Origin of the sequence: Xanthomonas hawaiiensis (assembly GCF_031834635.1) — a bacterium.
Classification (GTDB): domain Bacteria; phylum Pseudomonadota; class Gammaproteobacteria; order Xanthomonadales; family Xanthomonadaceae; genus Xanthomonas_A; species Xanthomonas_A sacchari.
This window is the reverse complement of sequence record NZ_CP115873.1, coordinates 4,243,133-4,262,065: the sequence shown is the minus strand read 5'-3', so window position 1 is coordinate 4,262,065 and position 18,933 is coordinate 4,243,133. Positions and strand designations below refer to the sequence as shown.

General features: G+C 70.4%; 17 protein-coding genes and 1 riboswitch. Of the genes, 9 read left to right on the top strand and 8 right to left on the bottom strand.

The window, feature by feature from the left end; all coding sequences use genetic code 11:
• Positions 1 to 108 precede the first annotated feature (108 nt).
• From PG878_RS18085 to PG878_RS18060, 6 genes are all read left to right on the top strand, one after another.
• On the top strand, positions 109 to 549 hold the full coding sequence (locus PG878_RS18085; RefSeq protein WP_209032514.1) for a heavy metal-responsive transcriptional regulator: 441 nt from the start codon (positions 109 to 111) through the stop codon (positions 547 to 549).
• Positions 546 to 2,984 carry a heavy metal translocating P-type ATPase gene (locus tag PG878_RS18080; protein WP_209032515.1) on the top strand — a complete coding sequence of 813 codons (2,439 nt, stop codon included), beginning with the start codon at positions 546 to 548 and terminating at the stop codon, positions 2,982 to 2,984. The genes PG878_RS18085 and PG878_RS18080 overlap by 4 nt, the downstream gene beginning before the upstream one ends.
• Before the next feature lie 34 nt (positions 2,985 to 3,018).
• Positions 3,019 to 3,231: a heavy-metal-associated domain-containing protein gene (locus PG878_RS18075; RefSeq protein ID WP_209032516.1), complete on the top strand. Its 213-nt coding sequence runs from the start codon at positions 3,019 to 3,021 to the stop codon at positions 3,229 to 3,231.
• Between the two features lie 120 nt (positions 3,232 to 3,351).
• The gene (locus PG878_RS18070; RefSeq protein WP_010343816.1) at positions 3,352 to 4,455 is read left to right on the top strand and encodes a PLP-dependent cysteine synthase family protein; all 1,104 of its coding nucleotides are present in this window, start codon (positions 3,352 to 3,354) and stop codon (positions 4,453 to 4,455) included.
• Positions 4,456 to 4,516: 61 nt separating this feature from the next.
• The gene (locus PG878_RS18065; protein WP_209032517.1) at positions 4,517 to 6,541 is read left to right on the top strand and encodes a M3 family metallopeptidase; all 2,025 of its coding nucleotides are present in this window, start codon (positions 4,517 to 4,519) and stop codon (positions 6,539 to 6,541) included.
• 326 nt (positions 6,542 to 6,867) lie between these two features.
• Positions 6,868 to 7,698 (top strand): hypothetical protein, encoded by an 831-nt coding sequence (locus tag PG878_RS18060; RefSeq protein ID WP_244672744.1) that lies wholly within the window; start codon positions 6,868 to 6,870, stop codon positions 7,696 to 7,698.
• A gap of 46 nt (positions 7,699 to 7,744) precedes the next feature.
• Here the strand turns inward: PG878_RS18060 and fabB are convergent, their stop codons facing one another.
• Entirely contained in the window at positions 7,745 to 8,953 is a 1,209-nt protein-coding gene (gene fabB / locus PG878_RS18055) for a beta-ketoacyl-ACP synthase I (protein WP_209032518.1), read from the bottom strand.
• Positions 8,953 to 9,468: a 3-hydroxyacyl-[acyl-carrier-protein] dehydratase FabA gene (gene fabA / locus PG878_RS18050; RefSeq protein WP_209032519.1), complete on the bottom strand. Its 516-nt coding sequence runs from the start codon at positions 9,466 to 9,468 to the stop codon at positions 8,953 to 8,955. The genes fabB and fabA overlap by 1 nt, the downstream gene beginning before the upstream one ends.
• A 209-nt stretch (positions 9,469 to 9,677) precedes the next feature.
• On the opposite strand from fabA, the gene dinB reads away from it, so the two are divergent.
• Both dinB and gph read left to right on the top strand, forming a co-directional pair.
• Positions 9,678 to 10,739 (top strand): DNA polymerase IV, encoded by a 1,062-nt coding sequence (dinB, locus tag PG878_RS18045; RefSeq protein ID WP_209032520.1) that lies wholly within the window; start codon positions 9,678 to 9,680, stop codon positions 10,737 to 10,739.
• A gap of 436 nt (positions 10,740 to 11,175) precedes the next feature.
• Positions 11,176 to 11,829: a phosphoglycolate phosphatase gene (gene gph, locus PG878_RS18040; protein WP_209032521.1), complete on the top strand. Its 654-nt coding sequence runs from the start codon at positions 11,176 to 11,178 to the stop codon at positions 11,827 to 11,829.
• A 366-nt stretch (positions 11,830 to 12,195) separates the two neighbouring features.
• On the opposite strand, the gene PG878_RS18035 is transcribed toward gph, so the two are convergent.
• The 4 genes from PG878_RS18035 to PG878_RS18020 form a co-directional block, all read right to left on the bottom strand.
• Positions 12,196 to 13,119, bottom strand: a complete 924-nt coding sequence (locus PG878_RS18035; protein WP_311185984.1) for an IS110 family transposase — start codon at positions 13,117 to 13,119, stop codon at positions 12,196 to 12,198.
• A gap of 346 nt (positions 13,120 to 13,465) precedes the next feature.
• Positions 13,466 to 15,346 carry a TonB-dependent vitamin B12 receptor gene (btuB, locus tag PG878_RS18030; RefSeq protein ID WP_209032479.1) on the bottom strand — a complete coding sequence of 627 codons (1,881 nt, stop codon included), beginning with the start codon at positions 15,344 to 15,346 and terminating at the stop codon, positions 13,466 to 13,468.
• A gap of 114 nt (positions 15,347 to 15,460) precedes the next feature.
• Positions 15,461 to 15,677, bottom strand: a riboswitch (cobalamin riboswitch).
• Positions 15,678 to 15,904: 227 nt separating this feature from the next.
• Complete coding sequence (locus PG878_RS18025; protein ID WP_209032478.1) at positions 15,905 to 16,333, bottom strand: TfoX/Sxy family protein; 429 nt, start codon at positions 16,331 to 16,333, stop codon at positions 15,905 to 15,907.
• Positions 16,330 to 16,812, bottom strand: a complete 483-nt coding sequence (locus PG878_RS18020) for a GAF domain-containing protein (RefSeq protein WP_184448454.1) — start codon at positions 16,810 to 16,812, stop codon at positions 16,330 to 16,332. The genes PG878_RS18025 and PG878_RS18020 overlap by 4 nt, the downstream gene beginning before the upstream one ends.
• Positions 16,813 to 16,928: 116 nt before the next feature.
• Between PG878_RS18020 and bioD the strand changes: the two genes are divergently transcribed.
• Positions 16,929 to 17,618: a dethiobiotin synthase gene (gene bioD / locus PG878_RS18015; protein WP_209032477.1), complete on the top strand. Its 690-nt coding sequence runs from the start codon at positions 16,929 to 16,931 to the stop codon at positions 17,616 to 17,618.
• A gap of 268 nt (positions 17,619 to 17,886) precedes the next feature.
• On the opposite strand, the gene PG878_RS18010 is transcribed toward bioD, so the two are convergent.
• Positions 17,887 to 18,264, bottom strand: coding sequence for a phasin family protein (locus PG878_RS18010; protein WP_010343827.1), 378 nt, complete (start codon positions 18,262 to 18,264; stop codon positions 17,887 to 17,889).
• A 275-nt stretch (positions 18,265 to 18,539) separates the two neighbouring features.
• On the bottom strand, positions 18,540 to 18,899 hold the full coding sequence (queD, locus tag PG878_RS18005) for a 6-carboxytetrahydropterin synthase QueD (RefSeq protein ID WP_017916250.1): 360 nt from the start codon (positions 18,897 to 18,899) through the stop codon (positions 18,540 to 18,542).
• Positions 18,900 to 18,933 lie beyond the last annotated feature (34 nt).

Genomic DNA, 18,933 nt, shown 5'->3' with positions numbered 1-18,933 from the left:
CGTGGCGGCAGAAGGAACAAGAGGATACCGAAGCCGGCGTGCGCGGCAAGCGACCGCCATGCGGCAAGGCTTGACTCTGGACCCGACTCCAGGGAGTAGGGTGTGCGCATGCGATCCGACCCCGCCACCGCCCGCTTCACCATCGGCGCGCTCGCCCGCCAGGCCGATGTCGCCATCGATACCGTGCGCTACTACGAGCGCCAGGGGCTGCTGCCGCCTGCGCCGCGCCGCGCCTCCGGCTACCGCGAGTACGACGCCGCGGCGGTGCAGCGGGTGCGCTTCATCCGCCGCGCCAAGGAGTTGGGCTTCTCGCTGGAGGAGATCGGCGAGTTGCTGGCGCTGCAGGACGACCGCGTGCATGGCGTGGAGGGCATCAAGCAGCGCGCCAGCGCGCGCCTGCAGGCGCTGGACCGGCGCATTGCCGAATTGACCGAGATGCGCGACACCCTGGCGACGCTGGTCGAGGAGTGCCCCGGCCGCGGTGCGCCGGACGCCTGCCCGATCCTGGGCGACATCCGCGGCGATGCCGCCGGCGACCCGCCGCGATGAGCACGGACCGGACCACCGCCTCGCTGACCTTGCCGGTGCAGGGCATGACCTGCGCTGCCTGCGCGGCCGGCGTGGAGAAGGCGCTCGCGCGCCTGCCCGGCGTGGCGGCGCAGGCCAGCTACGCCGGCGCGCGCGTGCAGGTCGACTACGACCCGCAGCAGGTGGATCTGCCGACGCTGCTGCAGCGCATCCAGCAGGCCGGCTACCGCGTGCCCACCCAGACCGTGACGCTGGAGCTCAGCGGCCTGCACTGCGCCTCCTGCGTGGCGGCGATCGACGCCGTGCTGGCGAAGACCCCGGGTGTGCTCGCCGGCCACGCCAACCTGGCTTCGGCCAAGGCGCGGGTGGAGATCGTGCCCGGTGCGGTCGCGCCCGCGGACCTGATCGCGCGGATCGCGCGCGCCGGGTTCGGCGCACGCGTCGTCGAGACCATGGATCCGGCGCAGCTGGCCGAGCGCGAGCGCAGCGAGCGGCGCGCCTGGCGGCGCGAGCTGGGCCTGTTCGCGGCGGCGGTGCTGCTGACCCTGCCGTTTTGGGGTCAGATGCTCGGCATGCTGGATGGCGACGCCCTGCGCGGCGCGCACGCCGAGCCGCTGCCGCGCTGGCTGCAGCTGCTGCTGGCGACGCCGGTGCAGTGCTGGATCGGCGCGCGCTTCTACCGCGCCGGCTACCGCGCACTGCGCAACGGCAGCGCCAACATGGATGTACTGGTCGCGCTGGGCACCGGTATGGCCTATCTGTACAGCGCCGTGGTCACCGTGGCCGGACTGCACGGCCAGCACGTGTACTTCGAGGCCAGCACCAGCGTCATCACCCTGGTGCTGCTCGGGCGCCTGCTCGAAGCCCGCGCCAAGCGCCGCACCACGGCGGCGGTGCGCGCGCTGCTCGACCTGGCGCCGACCACCGCACGGGTCGAGCGCGACGGCGCCATCGTGGAGGTGGACGCAGCGGAACTGGCGGTCGGCGACGTGTTCGTGGTGGCCGCCGGCGAGCGCGTGCCGGTGGACGGCGAGGTGCTCGAGGGCCACTCCAGCGTGGACGAGGCCATGCTCTCCGGCGAGGCCATGCCGGTGGCCAAGGCGCCGGGCAGCCGCCTGCACGCCGCGACGGTCAACCAGCTCGGCCTGCTGCGCGCGCGCGCCACCGGCGTCGGCGCGGACACCCTGCTGGCGCAGATCGTGCGCATGGTCGATGCCGCGCAAGGCTCGCGCGCGCCGATCCAGCGCCTGGTCGATCGCATCGCTGCGGTGTTCGTGCCGGCGGTGCTGGCCATCGCCGCGCTCACCCTGGGCGCGACCTGGGCGCTGGGCGGCAGCTTCGCCGACGCCCTGGTGCACGCGGTGGCGGTGCTGGTGATCGCCTGCCCGTGCGCGCTGGGCCTGGCCACGCCGACCGCGATCATGGTCGGCACCGGCGTCGGCGCGCGCGCCGGCATCCTGATCCGCGACGCCGAGGTGCTGGAACGCGCCCGCGCGCTGACCGCGCTGGTGGTCGACAAGACCGGCACGCTGACCCTGGGCCAGCCGCAGGTGACCGCGGTGCTGGTCGCCGACGAGGCCGAGGCCGCGCCGCTGTTGCGCCTGGCCGCGGCGCTGGAGACCGGGTCGGCGCATCCGCTGGCGCGCGCCATCGTGCAGCGCGCGGCCGACCTGGGCGTGCGCGCGGCCGCGCCGGCGCCGTCGGCCGAGGCGGTGCAGACGCTGCCGGGGCAGGGCGTGCGCGGCCGCGTGGACGGGCGCGAGGTCGCGCTGGGCGCGCTGGCGTGGCTCGATGGCCTGGTCGCCGCGCCGGCCGACCCGGCGCTGCGCCGCCAGGCTGAGGCGGCACAGGCGCAGGGCCACAGCGTGGTCGGGGTGGCGATGGATGGCGCGGTGACCGGCTACATCGCCATCGCCGACCCGCTGCGCGAGGATGCCGCCGAGGCGGTGGCGTTGCTGCAGGCGCGCGGCATCGCGGTGACCATGCTCAGCGGCGACAACCGCCACGCGGCCCAGGCGGTGGCCGCGCGGCTCGGCATCGCGCAGGTGCAGGCCGAGGTGCTGCCGCAGGACAAGGCCGCGCATGTACGCCAGTTGCAGGCCGTGCCGGGCGCGCACGTGGGCATGGTCGGCGACGGCATCAACGATGCCCCGGCGCTGGCCGCGGCCGACGTCAGTTTCGCCATCGGCAGCGGCTCGGACATCGCCATCGAGGCGGCCGACGTGGTGCTGATGCACGGCGACCTGGCCGGCGTCGCCGCCGCCATCGACCTGTCCGCGGCGACGGTGCGCAAGATCCGCCAGAACCTGTTCTTCGCCTTCGTCTTCAACGGCCTGGGCATCCCGCTGGCCGCGTTCGGCTTGCTCAACCCGGTGATCGCCGGCGCGGCGATGGCGCTGAGTTCGGTCTCGGTGCTGGGCAATGCCTTGCTGCTGAACCGCTGGCGCCCGCAATGAGTGCGGATTCGACTTCTTGACCCTGGAGCCTGACATGCACCATCTCGATCTTCTGGTCCACGGCATGACCTGCGGCGGCTGCAGCGCGCGGCTGCAGCGGGTGCTGGACGCCTGCCCGGGCGTGACCGCCAGCACGGTGGTGCTGGAAGGCGGGCGCGTCGGCATCGACTACGACCCCGCGCGCATCGACGTGGCCGCGCTGGAGCAGGCGATCGCCGACGCCGGCTTCAGCGTGGTCGCCGGCTGAGCGCCGCCCCGGCGCCGCGCCACCCCGGGTGAATGCCGGCGTGGCGGCCGCTGCCGCGCATGGCCCGGGCGCGCGGCCGGGCGTGTATCGTGGGCGCAGTTTCTCCGCTCCCGCATCGCCATGACCCATCGCGCTTGGGTGGCCGCCGCCATCCAGAAGATCGAAGCCGACTTCAACCGCTCGGCCGATACCCACCTGATCCCGCTGGACCTGCCCGGTTTCCCCGGCATCGACCTGTACTTCAAGGACGAGTCCAGCCATCCCACCGGCAGCCTCAAGCACCGCCTGGCACGCTCGCTGTTCCTGTACGCGCTGGCCAACGGCTGGCTGCGCGAGGGGCGCCCGGTGATCGAGGCCTCCAGCGGCTCCACCGCGGTCTCCGAAGCGTACTTCGCACGCCTGCTGGGGCTGCCGTTCATCGCGGTGATCCCGGCCACCACCTCGCCGGAGAAGATCGCCGCGATCGAGTTCCAGGGCGGACGCTGCCACCTGGTCGGGCGCGCCTGCGACCTGCACGCCGATTCGGTGCAACTGGCGCGCGAGACCGGTGGTCACTTCATGGACCAGTTCCTGTACGCCGAACGCGCCACCGACTGGCGCGCCAACAACAACATCGCCGAGTCGATCTTCCGGCAGATGCAGGAGGAGCCGCATCCGATCCCGGCCTGGATCGTGTGCAGCCCCGGCACCGGCGGCACCGCGGCCACGCTCGGCCGCTACGTGCGCTACCGGCGCCATCCCACCCGCATCCTGTGCGCGGATCCTGAGGTGTCGCTGTTCTTCGACGGCTACCGCGAGGCGCTGGCCGGGCGCGACTACGCCGGCCTGGAAAGCACCGGCGGCTCGCGCATCGAAGGCATCGGCCGGCCGCGGGTGGAGCCGAGCTTCATCCCCAGCTGCGTCGATGCGATGGTCAAGGTGCCCGACGCGCTGAGCCTGGCGGCGATGCGCTACGTCAGCGCGCGCCTGGGCCGGCGCGTGGGCGGTTCCACCGGCACCAACTTCGTCGGCGTGCTGCAGGCGGCCACGCGCATGCGCGAGCAGGGCCGCAGCGGCGCCATCGTCACCATCCTGTGCGACAGCGGCGAGCGCTACGTGCACAGCTACTACCGGCCGCAGTGGTACGCCGAGCAGGGCATCGACGTGGAGCAGGCCGATGCGCAGCTGGCCGCGGCGGTGGCCGGCGCCGGCTTGCCGCCGCTGCCTTGTGCCGCGCTGGACTGACCGCCATCTCACTGCCATGACCGGCGCCGCCGGCCTTCCTTCCGTGACCGAGACTTCCGCGATGACCAATCCCCTGCTCGATTTTTCCGGCCTGCCGCGCTTCGATGCGATCCAGCCCGAGCACATCGGCCCGGCGATCGACACGCTGCTGGCGCAGGCCGAAGCCGCCGTGGCCGCCGCCGAGACGGTGGCGCCGGTGCGTTGGGACAGCTTCGTGGCGCCGCTGGACGATGCCACCGAGCGCCTGTGGCGCGCCTGGGGCCAGGTGGGCCACCTGCAGGCGGTGGTCAACACGCCGGCGCTGCGCGAGGCCTACAACGCCAACCTGCCCAAGGTGACGCGCTTCTCCAGCGCGCTGGGGCAGAACCTGGCGCTGTTCGTGCAGTACCGCACGCTGGCGCACTCGCCGGAGGCGGCCACGCTGACGCCGGCGCAGCGCAAGGTGCTGGACAACGCGCTGCGCGATTTCCGCCTGGGCGGCGCCGAGCTGGGCGAGGCCGACAAGCAGCGCTTCGCCGCGATCCAGGAAGAACTGTCGGCGCTGTCGGCCAAGTTCTCGCAGAACGTGCTCGACGCCACCGACGCGTGGTCGCTGCTGATCGACGACCCGGCGCGCCTGGCCGGCCTGCCCGAGGACAGCGTCGCCGCCGCGCGTGCGGCGGCCGAACGCGACGGCCAGGCGGGCTGGAAGCTGACCCTGCAGATGCCGTGCTACCTGCCGGTGCAGATGTACGCCGAGGACCGCGCGCTGCGCGAGACGCTGTACCGCGCAAACGCGATCCGCGCCTCGGAGTTCGGCGATGCGGCGCTGGACAACAGCGCCGCGATCGGCCGCATCCTCGCCCTGCGTGGCGAACTGGCGGCCCTGCTCGGTTTCGCCAGCTACGCCGAGTATTCGCTGGCGACGAAGATGGCGCAGGATCCGACGCAGGTGCTGGAGTTCCTGCACGACCTGGCCGCACGCGCCAAGCCCTACGCGCAGCGCGACCGCGCCGAACTGGAGGCGTTCGCGCGCGAGCACCTGGGCCTGGACACGCTGGAAGCCTGGGACCTGTCCTACGTCAGCGAAAAGCTGAAGCAGGCGCGCTACAGCTTCTCCGAGCAGGAGGTGAAGCGCTACTTCACCGAGCCCAAGGTGCTGGACGGCCTGTTCGGCCTGATCCACGACCTGTACGGCCTGCGCGTGGAGGCCGACAGCGCGCCGGTGTGGCATCCGGACGTGCGCTTCTTCCGCCTCAGCGACGCGCAGGGGCGCCTGGTCGGTCAGTTCTACCTGGATCTGTACGCACGCGAAGGCAAGCGCGGCGGCGCCTGGATGGACGATTGCCGCAACCGTCGCGAACGCGCCGACGGCGTGCAGACCCCGCTGGTGTACCTGGTGTGCAACTTCGGCCGCGGCAGCGACGGCAAGCCGGCCACCTTCACCCACAACGAGGTCACCACCCTGTTCCACGAGATGGGCCACGGCCTGCACCAGTTGCTGACCCAGGTCGGCGAACTGGGCGTGGCCGGCATCAACGGCGTGGAATGGGACGCGGTGGAACTGCCCAGCCAGTTCATGGAGAACTTCTGCTGGGAATGGCCGCGCCTGCAGGCGATGACCGCGCACGTGGACAGCGGACAGCCGCTGCCGCGCGCGCTGTTCGACAAGATGCTGGCGGCGAAGAACTACCAGAGCGGCATGTTCACCGTGCGCCAGCTCGAATTCGCGCTGTTCGACATGCAATTGCACCACAGCTTCGATGCGCAGTCCGACAGCGTGCTGCAACTGCTCGAGCGCGTGCGCGACGCCGTGGCGGTGAACCGCCCGCCGGCCTGGAATCGCTTCCCGCACCAGTTCAACCACATCTTCGCCGGCGGCTATGCGGCCGGCTACTACAGCTACAAGTGGGCCGAGGTGCTCAGCGCCGACGCCTATGCCGCCTTCGAGGAAGCGCCGGACCAGTTGGCGAACACCGGCGCGCGCTTCCTGCGCGAGATCCTCTCGCGCGGCGGCAGCCGCCCGGCGCTGGAGAACTTCACCGCCTTCCGCGGCCGTGCGCCGGAGCTGGAGGCGCTGCTGCGGCACAGCGGCATGGCGGGGTAAGCGGGGATTCGGGATAGGGGATTTGTGATTTTCGCGAGTGCATGACATTTCCAGTGTTTCTGGCTTTGTTGTAGGAGCGGGGCGGGGGGGGGGGCGGGGGGGGGGGGGGGGCCCCCCCCCCCTCGCGGCTGAAGCCGCTCCTACAGAAAATCGCTTGCCAATGATTCGGCTCCGCACAGCACGCTGCCGCCCCCAATCCCCAATCCCCAATCCCCAATCCCCTGTGCTAGAACAAAGCACAGCGGTACGGCGATCTTCGCCGCCGCAATCGCGGCGCAGGACACTGCCGCACTGCACAAGGAGGACCGCATGAAGCGAGCAGGGTGGTGGACGCCGTTGTTGTTGAGCATGGCCGCGCCGGCATTGGCGCAGGACGGCAGCGGCACGGTGCGCATCGGCGCCAGCCCGGCACCGGAATATCCGCGCGTGGCCACGCCGGCCACCGACGACGCGTTGCAGGTGCATGGCTGCACCCGCGACTGGGCCTGGTGCGATGTCAGCTGGCGCGAGAAACGCGGCTGGCTGCGGCGGGTGCAATCGACTTTCATGAGCAGGGGCAGGGCGTCGCGCCTGGCGCGTCGCTGGGCGTGCCCACGGTCGGCTTTGCGCTGGATCGTTACTGGGACACGCACTATCGCGGTCAGCCGTGGGCGCGCGAACGCGCGCGCTATCGATCGCTGGAAAGCACCGCGACCGCGGCCGGCCCAGCGCAGATTCCGGCCCCGTTGCAGCGTCAGTTGGCGCCGCAATGGCGGACGCCGCCGTCGCCTGCGTCCGCGTCCGAGGCGGTGAGCGCCACGCCGCAATGGACGCCGCCCGGCGAGCGGATGTACCAGATCCCGCCGCCGGACGCGCTCAATCCCCGCTACAACAAGGAACTGGCGAAGGAGTTGCAACGCCAGGACGACGACCGCCGCCAGCGCGAATCGATGGGACTGATGCCCGTGCCGCCGCCTGCGTCCGCGCCGTCGGCATCGCCGTCCTGGCCGCCGTCGCCGGCGACGATCCAATGGGTCGAGCGGCATTCGCCGAAGCCGACTTCGCCACCGCCTCCTCTACCGCCTCCACCGCCACCGCCGCCACCGCCACCGGCCAAGCCTGAAGCGCACAAGGACCACGACGCCGGGCGTCGCGACGTCAGGCAACTGGAGCGTTGACGCGCGGCACGCTGCCGCTGCTGGCAGCGTGCGCGTTTGGCCGGGCTCAGGCCTTGGCAAACACCAGCGCGGCGTTGGTGCCGCCGAAGCCGAAGCTGTTGGACATCACCGTGCGCAAGTCCGCGTCGCGGCTTTCGCGCACGATCGGGAAGCCCTCGGCACGCGGATCCAGCGTGTCGATGTTGGCCGAGCCGGCGATGAAGCCGTCGCGCAGCATCAGCAAGCAGTAGATCGCCTCGTGTACGCTGGCCGCGCCCAGCGAATGCCCGGACAGCGCCTTGGTCGAGGACAGCGGCGGCACCGCATCGCCGAACACCGCGCGCACCGCATCCAGCTCGGTGACATCGCCCAGCGGCGTCGAGGTGCCGTGGGTGTTGAGATAGTCGATCGGCGCGTCCACGCCCTGCAGCGCCATGCGCATGCAGCGCACCGCGCCTTCGCCGGACGGGGCCACCATGTCGGCGCCGTCGGAGGTCACGCCGTAGCCGACCAGTTCGGCATGGATGCGCGCACCGCGCGCCACCGCGTGGTCGTAGTCCTCCAGCACCAGCATGCCGCCGCCGCCGGCGATGACGAAGCCGTCGCGCGCGGCGTCGTAGGGCCGCGACGCCACTGCCGGCGTGTCGTTGAAGCCGGTGGACAGCGCGCCCATCGCGTCGAACATCAGGCTCATGGTCCAGTCCAGTTCTTCGCCGCCGCCGGCGAACATCACGTCCTGCTGGCCGTGGCGGATCAGGTCCGCCGCCGCGCCGATGCAGTGCGCCGAGGTCGCGCACGCGGCCGACAGCGAGTAGCTCACGCCCTTGATCTTGAACGCGGTAGCCAGGCTGGCCGACACCGCCGAGCACATCGTGCGCGGCACCATGTACGGGCCGACCTTGCGCACGCCGCGGTTGCGCAGCAGGTCCGCCGCTTCCACCTGCCAGTGGCTGGAGCCGCCGCCGGAGCCGGCGATCAGGCCGATCCGCGGATCGCTGATCGCCGCCTCGTCCAGGCCGGCATCGGCCAGCGCATCGCGCAGCGCCAGGTAGGCGTAGGCCGAGGCATCGCCCATGAAGCGCTTGAGCTTGCGGTCGATCGCCGCGTCCAGGTCCAGCTGCACATCGCCGCCGACCTGGCTGCGCAGGCCAGCGTCGACCGCCTGCGGGTTGTGGCGGATGCCGGACTGACCTTCGCGCAAGGCGCGCGCCACGCTGTCCAGATCGTTGCCCAGGCACGACGTGATGCCCATTCCGGTAATGACGACGCGCCGCATCAGAACGCCTCCGTCGACGTGAACAGGCCCACGCGCATGTCCTTGGCGGTATAGATCTCGCGCCCGTCCACCGACATGCGGCCGTCGGCCACCGCCATCACCAGCTTGCGGTTGATCACCCGGCTGATGTCGATCTCGTAGACCACCTGCCTGGCGCTGGGCAGCACCTGCCCGGTGAACTTCACTTCGCCCACGCCCAGCGCGCGGCCGCGGCCGGGCGCACCCAGCCAGGTCAGGAAGAAGCCGGTCAGCTGCCACATCGCATCCAGGCCCAGGCAGCCGGGCATCACCGGGTCGCCGATGAAATGGCAGCCGAAGAACCACAGGTCCGGGCGGATATCCAGCTCGGCGCGGATCACGCCCTTGCCGTGCGCGCCGCCGGTCTCGTCGATGGCGACGATGCGGTCGAACATCAGCATCGGGTCGTTGGGCAGGCGCCCGGCGTCGGCGCCGAACAACTCGCCGCGTGCGCTGGCGAGCAATTGCTCGCGCGAATAGGAAGACAGACGACTCATGAGCGGAAGATTCCCAGGCGAGACAGTCGAGGCGCGCAAGAGTGCATGAGCCTTGCGCGTTCAATCAAACGTTTTATCCGTACGCACGCGTAGTGTCGGCAGCGGCGGTGGCGCGCGCACTGCGCCGGATCAAGGCGCGCATTCTCAGTCCGTGCGCAGTGCTGGGCTTATCATGCGCACACCGTTCGCAGGCGTAGGGTATGGGGTCGATGCGCAAGATCATTCACGTCGACATGGATGCGTTCTACGCGTCCGTGGAGCAGCGTGACGATCCGGCGCTGCGCGGCAAGCCGGTGGTGGTGGCCTGGCGCGGCATGCGCTCGGTGGTGTGCGCGGCGTCCTACGAGGCACGCGTGTTCGGCGTGCGCTCGGCGATGCCGGCGCTGCGCGCCGAGCGGCTGTGCCCGGACGCGATCTTCGTGCCGCCGGATTTCGCCCGCTACAAGGCGGTGTCGCGGCAGGTGCGCGAAATTTTCCAACGCCACACCGACCTGATCGAGCCGCTGTCGCTGGACGAAGCCTACCTGGACGTCACCGTGCCCAAGGGGGAACTGCGCACCGCCACCGAGATCGCCCAGACCATCCGCACGCAGATCCGCGCCGAAACCGAACTGACCGCCTCGGCCGGCATCGCACCGAACAAGTTCCTGGCCAAGATCGCCTCGGACTGGCGCAAGCCCGACGGCCAGTTCGTGATCCGTCCGCATCGCGTGGACGCGTTCCTGACGCCGTTGCCGGTGAACAAGGTGCCCGGCGTGGGCAAGGTGATGGAGGCCAAGCTGGCGGAACTGGGGATCGCCACCGTCGGCGACCTGCGCGCGCGCAGCGAGGCGGAACTGGAAGCGCGCTTCGGCAGCTTCGGCCTGCGCCTGTACCAGCGCGCGCGCGGCATCGACGAACGCCCGGTGGAGTCGGACCAGCCGGTGCAGTCGATCTCCTCCGAGGACACCTTCGCCGAAGACCTGGCGCTGGACGCACTGGAGCCGGCGATCCGGCAGCTGGCCGAGAAGACCTGGAACGCAACCCGCCGCACCGAGCGCATCGCGCGCACCGTGGTGCTGAAGCTGAAGACCGCGCAGTTCCGCATCCTCACCCGCAGCTTCACTCCGGAGCAGCCGCCGGATTCGCTGCAGGCCTTGATCGACATCGCTCTTGCGCTGCGCGAGCGCGTGGACCTGCCGACGTCCACGCGTTATCGCCTGGTCGGTGTGGGCCTGTCCGGCTTCCACGAACGCGAGCCGGGACAGGCGCAGGGGCGCTTGTTCGGTTGAGGTGGTCGCGCGCGGAACCCGTGCCGTGTGTTGCCTGATGTGTGGATTTGAAACGACGTGTTCGTCCGTTGGTCAGGCGGCACCATCACGGGCGCATCGGTTGAAGCAGTCAAGGCGACGCGTGCAAACCGAGAACGCGGCCCTCATCCCCTACCGCGTCGGGACTAAAGTCCCTCCCACATGGGCATGCGGCGCGGATTGGCGCAGTTGCTCGATCCTCTGGTCATGCTGATCGACCTTGTCGCGCTCTTACGGACGCTCGAATTGCAACATGGGTGGGGGATCGTCACTGGTGATGTTCGCGTGGCGTCACGCGCTCGCGCGCGTGCTAAGCCAGGGCCGGACGGACACGCGCGTCACCGTGGGTGCTTGTCGCGACCGCATACCGGCGCTGCGCCACCTACAATGCGCACTTCTTCTCCCGCATTGGCACGACATGACGTTCCCGTATGCATTGGTGGTGTTCGACCTGGACGGCACCCTGGTCGACAGCGGCGCCGACATTGCCGAGGCGCTGAACCGCACGCTGGTCGACTTCGGCCTGCCGCGCGTGCCGGAGGCGACCGTGCTCGGCTGGATCGGCGAAGGCGTGCGTAAACTCGTCGAGAGCGCCTGGCGGGATGCCGGCGATACCACACCGCTCGAGACGGTGATGCCCACCTTCATGCGCCACTACGCCGAATGCCTGCTGCGCAGTCCGCGCTTGTATCCCGGCGCAGCCGAGGCCTTGGCGCAATTGCATGCCAAGGGCGTGACCCTGGCGCTGTGCACCAACAAGCCGTCGGCGATGGTGCCGCCGCTGCTGCGCCATTTGGGCGTGGCCAATCTGTTCTCTGCGGTGCTGGGTGGCGACAGCCTGCCCGAGCGCAAGCCCAGCCCGGCGCCGTTGCTGCACCTGGCGCAGCAGTTCGCGCAGCCGCCGGTGCGCTGCCTGATGGTCGGCGATTCGGGGACCGATCTGCAGGCCGGCCACGCCGCCGGCATGCCGGTGGCGCTGGTGCGCTACGGCTATCCGCGCGACCTGGATCTGGCCACGGCCGACGTGGTGCTGCTGATGGACGACCTGCGCGAGTTGCTGCAGCTGCGTTGACGCGATGCCGCGTAGCGCCTCGGTGCAGCGCGAAGATCTGGAGATATGGTGTAGGCGCCGCTTCAGCCGCGACAGGCTTTCCCGCGAACGCCCGTCGCGGCTGAAGCCGCTCCTACAGCCCATGACGCAGCAAGCCCCTCTCCCCTCGGGAGAGGGGTTGGGGTGAGGGTCCGGGAGCGTAGCGGGCGCCGAACTGTCAGGTTCGTGCCGCCATGCATGAGTACGAGGACGGCTGTTTGCGTTCGGCTGCCAGCGGCCCTGATCGCGAGCGACCAATTGCGCGATGCGTCGCGCACGCCTGCGTTGAGAATGCGCGCATCTACATCCGACGCGGTCGCACATGCCGCCTTTCGTAGGAGTCAACTGTCATGCACCTGCGATGGCAGGAGGAGCGTACGGGGCCTGATCGCGCGCGATGGCGTTGAGCCAGCGCAGGAACTTGTGCATGCAGGCGACGATGGCGACCTTGGCCGGTTTGCCGCCTGCGCGCATGCGCGCGTAAGTGTTGGCCAAGGGGGATTCGGCGCGGATGCTGGCCCAGGTGGCCATGTACAGCACGCGCCGCACGTCGGCACGTCCGCCTTTGATGCGGCGTTGGCCTTTCCAGCAGCCGCTGTCGTGATTGAACGGGGCCAGCCCGACCAGGGCAGCGAGCTTGCGTGGCGGCAGCGTGCCCAGCTCTGGCAACCGCGCGGCCAGAACCGCGCGCAGGATCGTGCCGAGCCCAGGCACCTTAGGGAGGCTCGAGCAGGTCTTGCCCTGCTGCCCGATCTCCTGCGTCAACGTCTGGATCTGCTGGTTCAGCAGGGCGATCACCTCTCGGCAGTGGCGTTGCACCTCAGGGCGGGTGATGTGCTCCAGGCGCCGCCGATGGGCATCGCGCTGGCCCACCAGGGTGGCACGCAGGTCCAGCAGTTCGCGAAGAGACTGCTGGTGCCCGGGCACCACGGGCGTGGGGGTGGTCGGGATGTGCTGGGCGGCGATGGCCAGCAGGCGCGCGTCCAGGACATCGGTTTTGGCATGCAGGCCCAAGGCCTGGGCTAGCTTGCGCGGACGATCAGCGGCCATCCGCACTGCCGGCAGGTCCGCCTCTCGGAGCACCTGCAGCACGGCATGTTCGTAGCCGCCACTGGCTTCCAGCACGATCCGCTCGCAGCCCAGCTCGGCCAGGCGTTGGGCCAGCGCACGCTGCCCCTGTGGCGTATTGGCTTGGGTCCAGGTCTGCTCGTCCGGCAGGACATGAATGACCAGTTCGGCCTTGGATACATCGATCCCGACATAGCGTCGCATAGACGTTCTCCGCAGTAGACTCAGGCACGAGAGCACTCCTGCCGACGCCCATGCTTGTGGAGTTCGAGCTCGCGACTCGGGCAACTGTTCGGGCTGATGAGGCAGGAGATACGGGGTGCGGCGGCGCTGACTCCTACTCGTGCTTGCTGGCACTGCGGCTAAACGGCCTGCCGCACTCCGCTCTCACCTGCAACGATAGACCCTCATTTGACACAAGCGGCTTCAGCCGCGATGGGCGTTACCGATAAAGCCCGTCGCGGCTGAAGCCGCTCCTACGAAAAAGACGCGTGTTGTGGCCGCGCTGTTGCCCCGCGCCACGCCCGCCGGCGCAGCGCGGGGCGCCGGCTCAGCGCGCCGCCGGCGCGTAGCGCAGGGTCAGCGCGTATTCGCGGCCCGGCTGGTTGTACCAGTTCACCGTCTGGTAGTCGCGATCGAACACGTTGCTGGCCTTGGCCTGCAGCGTCCAGTCCGGGGTGAACGCGTATTCCGCGCGCAGGTCGACGGTGCCGTAGCCGGCCAGGCGCACGCGGTTGGCCGCGTCGTCGAAGCGGTGGCCGCTGCCGAAGACGGTGACGCCGAGCTTGACCGGGCCGATGCCGCGGTCCACGTCCAGGCGCGCGGTGTTCTGCGCGCGGCGCGCCAGCCAGTTGTCGCGGTTGTCGCCGTCGCTGCGGTTGCGCGGGTCGGTGTGGCTCAACTGTGCCGACAGTTCCCAGCCGGCCAGCAGCGCATAGCCGGTCAGTTCGGCGCCGCGGATGCGCGCTTCGTCCACGTTGACCGGCAGGAAGCTGACCGCGTCGTAGGAGATCAGGTCCTTGACCCGGGTCTCGTAGGCGTTGAAGGTCCAGTTCCAGCTGTCGGCGTACTGCGCCACGCCCAGGTTGCCGCTCTTGGAACGCTCCGGCTTCAACTCCGGATTGCCGGCGAACGGGTAGTACAGGTCGTTGAAGGTCGGCGCCTTGAAGCCGGTGCCGACGCTGGCGGTGAGCTTGAGGCCATGCGCCAGCGCCAGGCCCCAGCCGAGGCTGCCGGTGGTGTGCTCGCCGAACTGCTCGTTGTCGTCGCTGCGCACGCTGGCCTGCACCTGCTGCGCGCCGAAGCGGCCCTGGTACTCGGCGAACGCGCCGGTGTTGTCGCGGCTGTCGACGTCGAAAGCGGTGGTGCTGGCGACGTGCTCGCGTTGCCAGTCGCTGCCGACGCTGAGCAGGTGGCCTTCGGCCAGGGTGATGTCGCCCTGCAGCGCGGCGGTGTCGCGGCGGCTGTCGAAGGTGCTGACGAAGTTGCGGGTGCGCGCGCCGGGGGCACGGTAGTAGCTGTCGGCGTCGTCGACGTTGCGGCCGAGCTGCGCGGCCAGGTGCAGGCGATCGGACGGGGTCCAGTCGAGCTTGCCGCCGAACACCTGCTGGGTGTTGTCGGCCTCGTTGCCGGCGAACAGCGGATCGCCGTCGTATTCGTTGCGGCTGTCGATGTTCAGCGCCTGGCCTTCGATGCGCAGCGTGTCGGTCAGCGCGTAGCCGCCGCGCGCGCTCAGCGAGACGTTGCGGTAGCCGTCGCGGTCGGGCTGGTCGACGAAGCAGCCGGCGAACAGCGTGGCCGAGCCGTTGCAGGCATTGATGCCGTCGGTCTTCTGGTAGCCGCCCTGCACGGCCAGCCAGCCACGTTCGCCGCGGTTGCTGAAGCCGGCGCCGGCCTCGCGTAGGCCGTGGCTGCCGCCGCCCAGGCTCAGGTTCTGCTGGAAGCCCTGGCCGCCGCGGCGGGTGAAGATCTGGATGACGCCGCCGATCGCGTCGGAGCCGTACAGGCTCGAACGCGGGCCGCGCACGATCTCGATGCGCTCGATCTGGCTCAGCGGCAGGTCCTGGAACGCGGCCAGGCCGGCGCTGGCCGAGCCGATGCGCACGCCGTCCACCAGCACCAGCACGTGGTCCGATTCGCTGCCGCGCAGGCTCAGCGTGGTCAGCTTGCCCAGGCCGCCCTGGTTGGAGATGCCGATGCCGGCGCGGCCCTGCAGCAGCTGCGCCAGCGACGTGGCCTGGCTGCGCTCGATCTCCGCGCGGTCGATGACCTGCGCCGGGACCACGCTGTCCTCCACCGAGATCTGGGTGCGGGTGGCGGTGACCAGGACCTGGTCGAGGTCGGTGGCGGCGTCGGCGGCGTCGGCGGCGTGGGCCAGCGCGGGCAGGGACAGGACGGACGCGATCGCGACCGAAAGCAGGCGGGACGACATGGGTGGCAACTCCGGCGCGCGGCTGCGCGCTGTGACGGCGAGGGAGTCACGAACGGAAGGTGCAAGCGGACGGCGCCGGACGCGGCGCGGCACGCCGCGACGCCCTCCGCATCGCAACCAGTGAACTGCAAGGCCGGTCTCCGGGCTGGCGATCGGGGAGGCGGACCTCCCGGCTGCGACGCCTTCCCATGCCGAGGCACAGTGGCGCAGGTCGTCAGCGCGGATCGCTTACCGTTGCGGGGGCAGCGCCGGCCTTGTCGCAAGACGCACCGGCTTCCCGTTTCAACCCGCTGGCCGGAGCCGGCGGGTCACCTTGAAGCGGCGCGATTGTACGCGATCGCCGCTGGCTACGCGGCTTGGGGCGTTTCATCGACTCCCGAGTACGCCGCGTTGGCTCTGGCAGGCATGCCGCCAGAGCCGCGCCTGCCAGAGCCAGCCCGAAGGGCGCGATCGAGTGCGCCCGTGGCCGCGTGATCGCTCGGGCGTGAACTGACGTTTTCCCCTTGTCCCAGGTACGCGCCATCACGGCGCGGCACGCTCAGGGATGGAGGACACGCCCTAGTCGGCGTGGGTACCGTGGCCGTCGTCGCCGCCGTGATGGTCGCCCATCGGCGTGTCGTGCGTGTCGGGCGCGTAGGCGCCGTCGGCGTCATCGTCGCCGCGCGTGTCGTCGCGGTCGAAATGGGTGGTCGCCACCGGCCCGGCGACCGGCAGGCCGCGCTGCGCCGGCAGCGCCGCCGTCGCGGTCTCCAGCTCGCCCAGCAACTGCGCGCGCCGCGCCTCGGACAGTTCCTGCCAGTGGCAGCCGCTGAGCGCGCCTTCCAGCGAATACAGCAGGTTGAGGCTGGGCTTGAAGCCGGCGCGCTTGACCTTGACGAAGGCGCCGACCGCGCCGGCCGCCTCCAGGTCCTGCTGCGTGCGCACGCCGACCTGGCGCAGCCAGGCCGCGCTCTTGGGGCCGATGTTGCGCAGCTTGGCGGTGCTCATCGCAGGCTGTCGACGAAGACCTGGGCGATCGCTTCCAGGCCGCGCTGGTCGTCGGCGTCGAAGCGGGCCAGGTCGGGGCTGTCCAGGTCGAACACGCCGACCAGCGCGCTGTCGCGCAGCAGCGGCACCACCAGTTCCGAGCGCGAGGCGGAATCGCAGGCGATGTGCCCGGGGAACGCCTCCACGTCGTCGATGCGCTGGGTCTGGCCGCTGCTGGCGGCCGCGCCGCACACGCCCTTGTGCAGCGGAATGCGCACGCAGGCGGGCAGGCCCTGGAACGGGCCGACCACCAGTTCCTTGCCGTCGTAGAGGTAGAAACCGACCCAGTTCAGCCGCGGCAGCGCGTGATACACCAGCGCGGCCAGGTTGGCGGCGTTGGCGATGCGGTCGGGCTCCCCGGCGACCAGGGCACGGGCCTGGTCGAGCAACTGGGCGTACTGTTCCGGCTTGCTGCCGGTGAGCGAGGACGAGGCGAACATCGCGCGAGTCTAGCAGCGCGTTGCGTCCGTCGGCACCGCGGCGGCTGACGCGCGCGGCGCGCCCGGCTATCCTGCGCGCCGCCGCGCGTCCCGCCGGCCAACCGACAGGGTTTCGCATGGCTGTTCCCGCCTTCTACGTCACCGGCACCGACACCGGCATCGGCAAGACCATCGCCAGCACCGCGCTGCTGCATGCCTTGCGCGCGCGCGGCCAACGCGCGGTGGGCATGAAGCCGGTCGCCAGCGGGTGCAGCCGCGACGCCGACGGCTGGCGCAACGAGGACGCGCTGGCCCTGCAGGACGCCAGCGCGCCGCGTCCGGCCTACGCCGATCTCAATCCCTACGCGCTGCCGCTGCCGCTGGCGCCGGAACTGGCCGCCGCCGATGCCGGCGTGGAACTGGAACTGGCGCCGATCGCCGCCGCGTTCGCGCGCCTGCGCGCACAGGCCGACGTGGTGGTGGTGGAAGGCGTGGGCGGCTGGGCGGCGCCGCTGTCGGCGACGCTGGATCAGGCCGATCTGGCGCGGACGCTGGGACTGCCGGTGGTGCTGGTGGTCGGCCTGCGCCTGGGCTGCCTCAACCATGCGCGGCTGAGCGCCGCGGCGATCGCCGCCGACGGCCTGCAGTGCATCGGCTGGATCGGCAACGAGATCGACCCGGCGATGGAGCGCATCGACGACAACATGGCGATGCTGCGCGCGCGCCTGCCGATGCCGTGCTGGGGACGGCTGCCGTACCGGCCGCAACCGCAGGCCGCGCAGTTGGCCGCGGAACTGCAGCCGTGGGCTGGGATGCCGCCCGGCTGATCAACTGCCGTGGCGGGTTTTGTGGGAGGGACTTCAGTCCCGACGCCTCACCGATGAAGCATCGGTGCGGCAGCTTTTCCTTCGAAGAAAGCCAGGAGCGCCGGAACGCGCGCAATCGGCAAATCCCCACTCCCGAATCCCGAATCCCGCCCATAAAAAAGGCCCGGTAGAGGGAGGGATCTACCGGGCCTGGGGTTGCACGGGGGGAGGGACCCATGCAGACCGAGGGTGCGTCGGGCGGCGAACCGCAGCGACGTCGAATACGGTGTTACTTGGCGGCGGGCTTGGCCTTGGGCGCAGCCTGTTCGGTCGCCGCCTCGAACTGATGCTTGGCAAGCTGGCCGATCGCCTCGGAGGTCTTCAGGCCCAGGCCGAACACTTCCTGGTTGGCCGTGGCCAGCCGCTCGAAGTTGTCGCGGGCGATCTGCAGGCCCTTCGGCCACAGCGCCTGCACGGTGCCCAGATCGCGCGCCTCGGTCAGTTCGCCGAGGAAGCCGGTGGTGGCCGACACGTTCTTCTCGAAGGTCTTCAGCTGCACGCCGAACACGCTCTCGGCGCTCTCCAGCGCCAGGCGGTTGGCACGCGCTGCAGCGGCGGCGAACTGCTGGGTGTAGCTGCTGAACTGATCGTTGAATTGAGCGGACATCATGCAACTCCGTTGGAATGCCGACTGCTGTTGCAGTGCAACATACGCCCATTCTGCTGCGATGCAACAAAATTCTTTGAAGCCGCTCAGGATTCGTTCAAGTCGCCTTTTGGATCAATGGCTTGGCGTAAATTCCCCTCGCGCTCGCTGGGCGTTTCTGCGTCTCTGGCAGCGCCAATGCGCGCGCCACAGCTGGGCCGGCCTCGTAAGACCCTCAGCCGCCGCGGAGCCGCCCTTGCGATTCCCGACTCCCCATTCCCCATTCCCGGCCTTCTTCAACCCGGCCCGCGATACCGGCAGCCAGAGGTGCAGGTCTCGTGCACCACCACTTCGCTCAGCAGCGGCAGCGCCGGCTTGAGCCGGTCCCAGATCCACACCGCCAGGCGTTCGCTGGTGGGGTTGTCCAGGCCCTCGATGTCGTTGAGGTAGTGGTGGTCGAGCTGGTCGTAGAGCGGGCGGAACGCCGCCTTGATGTCGCCGAAATCCATCACCCAGCCGCTCTCGGCGCCGGGTTCGCCGCTGACGTGCAGCTCGATGCGGAACGAGTGCCCGTGCAGGCGCGCGCACTTGTGGCCAGGCGGCACGTTGGGCAGGCGGTGCGCGGCTTCGAGGGTGAAGACTTTGAAGATATCCATGGGCGGCATTGTACGGTCAGGGGGTGGAGCGGCA

Bases quoted from the DNA above. Each gene is read 5' to 3' on its own strand.
- PG878_RS18085 (WP_209032514.1), top strand. From the start codon at position 109: ATGCGATCCGACCCCGCCACCGCCCGCTTCACCATCGGCGCGCTCGCC.
- PG878_RS18080 (WP_209032515.1), top strand. From the start codon at position 546: ATGAGCACGGACCGGACCACCGCCTCGCTGACCTTGCCGGTGCAGGGC.
- PG878_RS18075 (WP_209032516.1), top strand. From the start codon at position 3,019: ATGCACCATCTCGATCTTCTGGTCCACGGCATGACCTGCGGCGGCTGC.
- PG878_RS18070 (WP_010343816.1), top strand. From the start codon at position 3,352: ATGACCCATCGCGCTTGGGTGGCCGCCGCCATCCAGAAGATCGAAGCC.
- PG878_RS18065 (WP_209032517.1), top strand. From the start codon at position 4,517: ATGACCAATCCCCTGCTCGATTTTTCCGGCCTGCCGCGCTTCGATGCG.
- fabB (WP_209032518.1), bottom strand. From the start codon at position 8,953: ATGCGGCGCGTCGTCATTACCGGAATGGGCATCACGTCGTGCCTGGGC.
- fabA (WP_209032519.1), bottom strand. From the start codon at position 9,468: ATGAGTCGTCTGTCTTCCTATTCGCGCGAGCAATTGCTCGCCAGCGCA.
- dinB (WP_209032520.1), top strand. From the start codon at position 9,678: ATGCGCAAGATCATTCACGTCGACATGGATGCGTTCTACGCGTCCGTG.
- gph (WP_209032521.1), top strand. From the start codon at position 11,176: ATGACGTTCCCGTATGCATTGGTGGTGTTCGACCTGGACGGCACCCTG.
- PG878_RS18035 (WP_311185984.1), bottom strand. From the start codon at position 13,119: ATGCGACGCTATGTCGGGATCGATGTATCCAAGGCCGAACTGGTCATT.
- btuB (WP_209032479.1), bottom strand. From the start codon at position 15,346: ATGTCGTCCCGCCTGCTTTCGGTCGCGATCGCGTCCGTCCTGTCCCTG.
- PG878_RS18025 (WP_209032478.1), bottom strand. From the start codon at position 16,333: ATGAGCACCGCCAAGCTGCGCAACATCGGCCCCAAGAGCGCGGCCTGG.
- PG878_RS18020 (WP_184448454.1), bottom strand. From the start codon at position 16,812: ATGTTCGCCTCGTCCTCGCTCACCGGCAGCAAGCCGGAACAGTACGCC.
- bioD (WP_209032477.1), top strand. From the start codon at position 16,929: ATGGCTGTTCCCGCCTTCTACGTCACCGGCACCGACACCGGCATCGGC.
- PG878_RS18010 (WP_010343827.1), bottom strand. From the start codon at position 18,264: ATGTCCGCTCAATTCAACGATCAGTTCAGCAGCTACACCCAGCAGTTC.
- queD (WP_017916250.1), bottom strand. From the start codon at position 18,899: ATGGATATCTTCAAAGTCTTCACCCTCGAAGCCGCGCACCGCCTGCCC.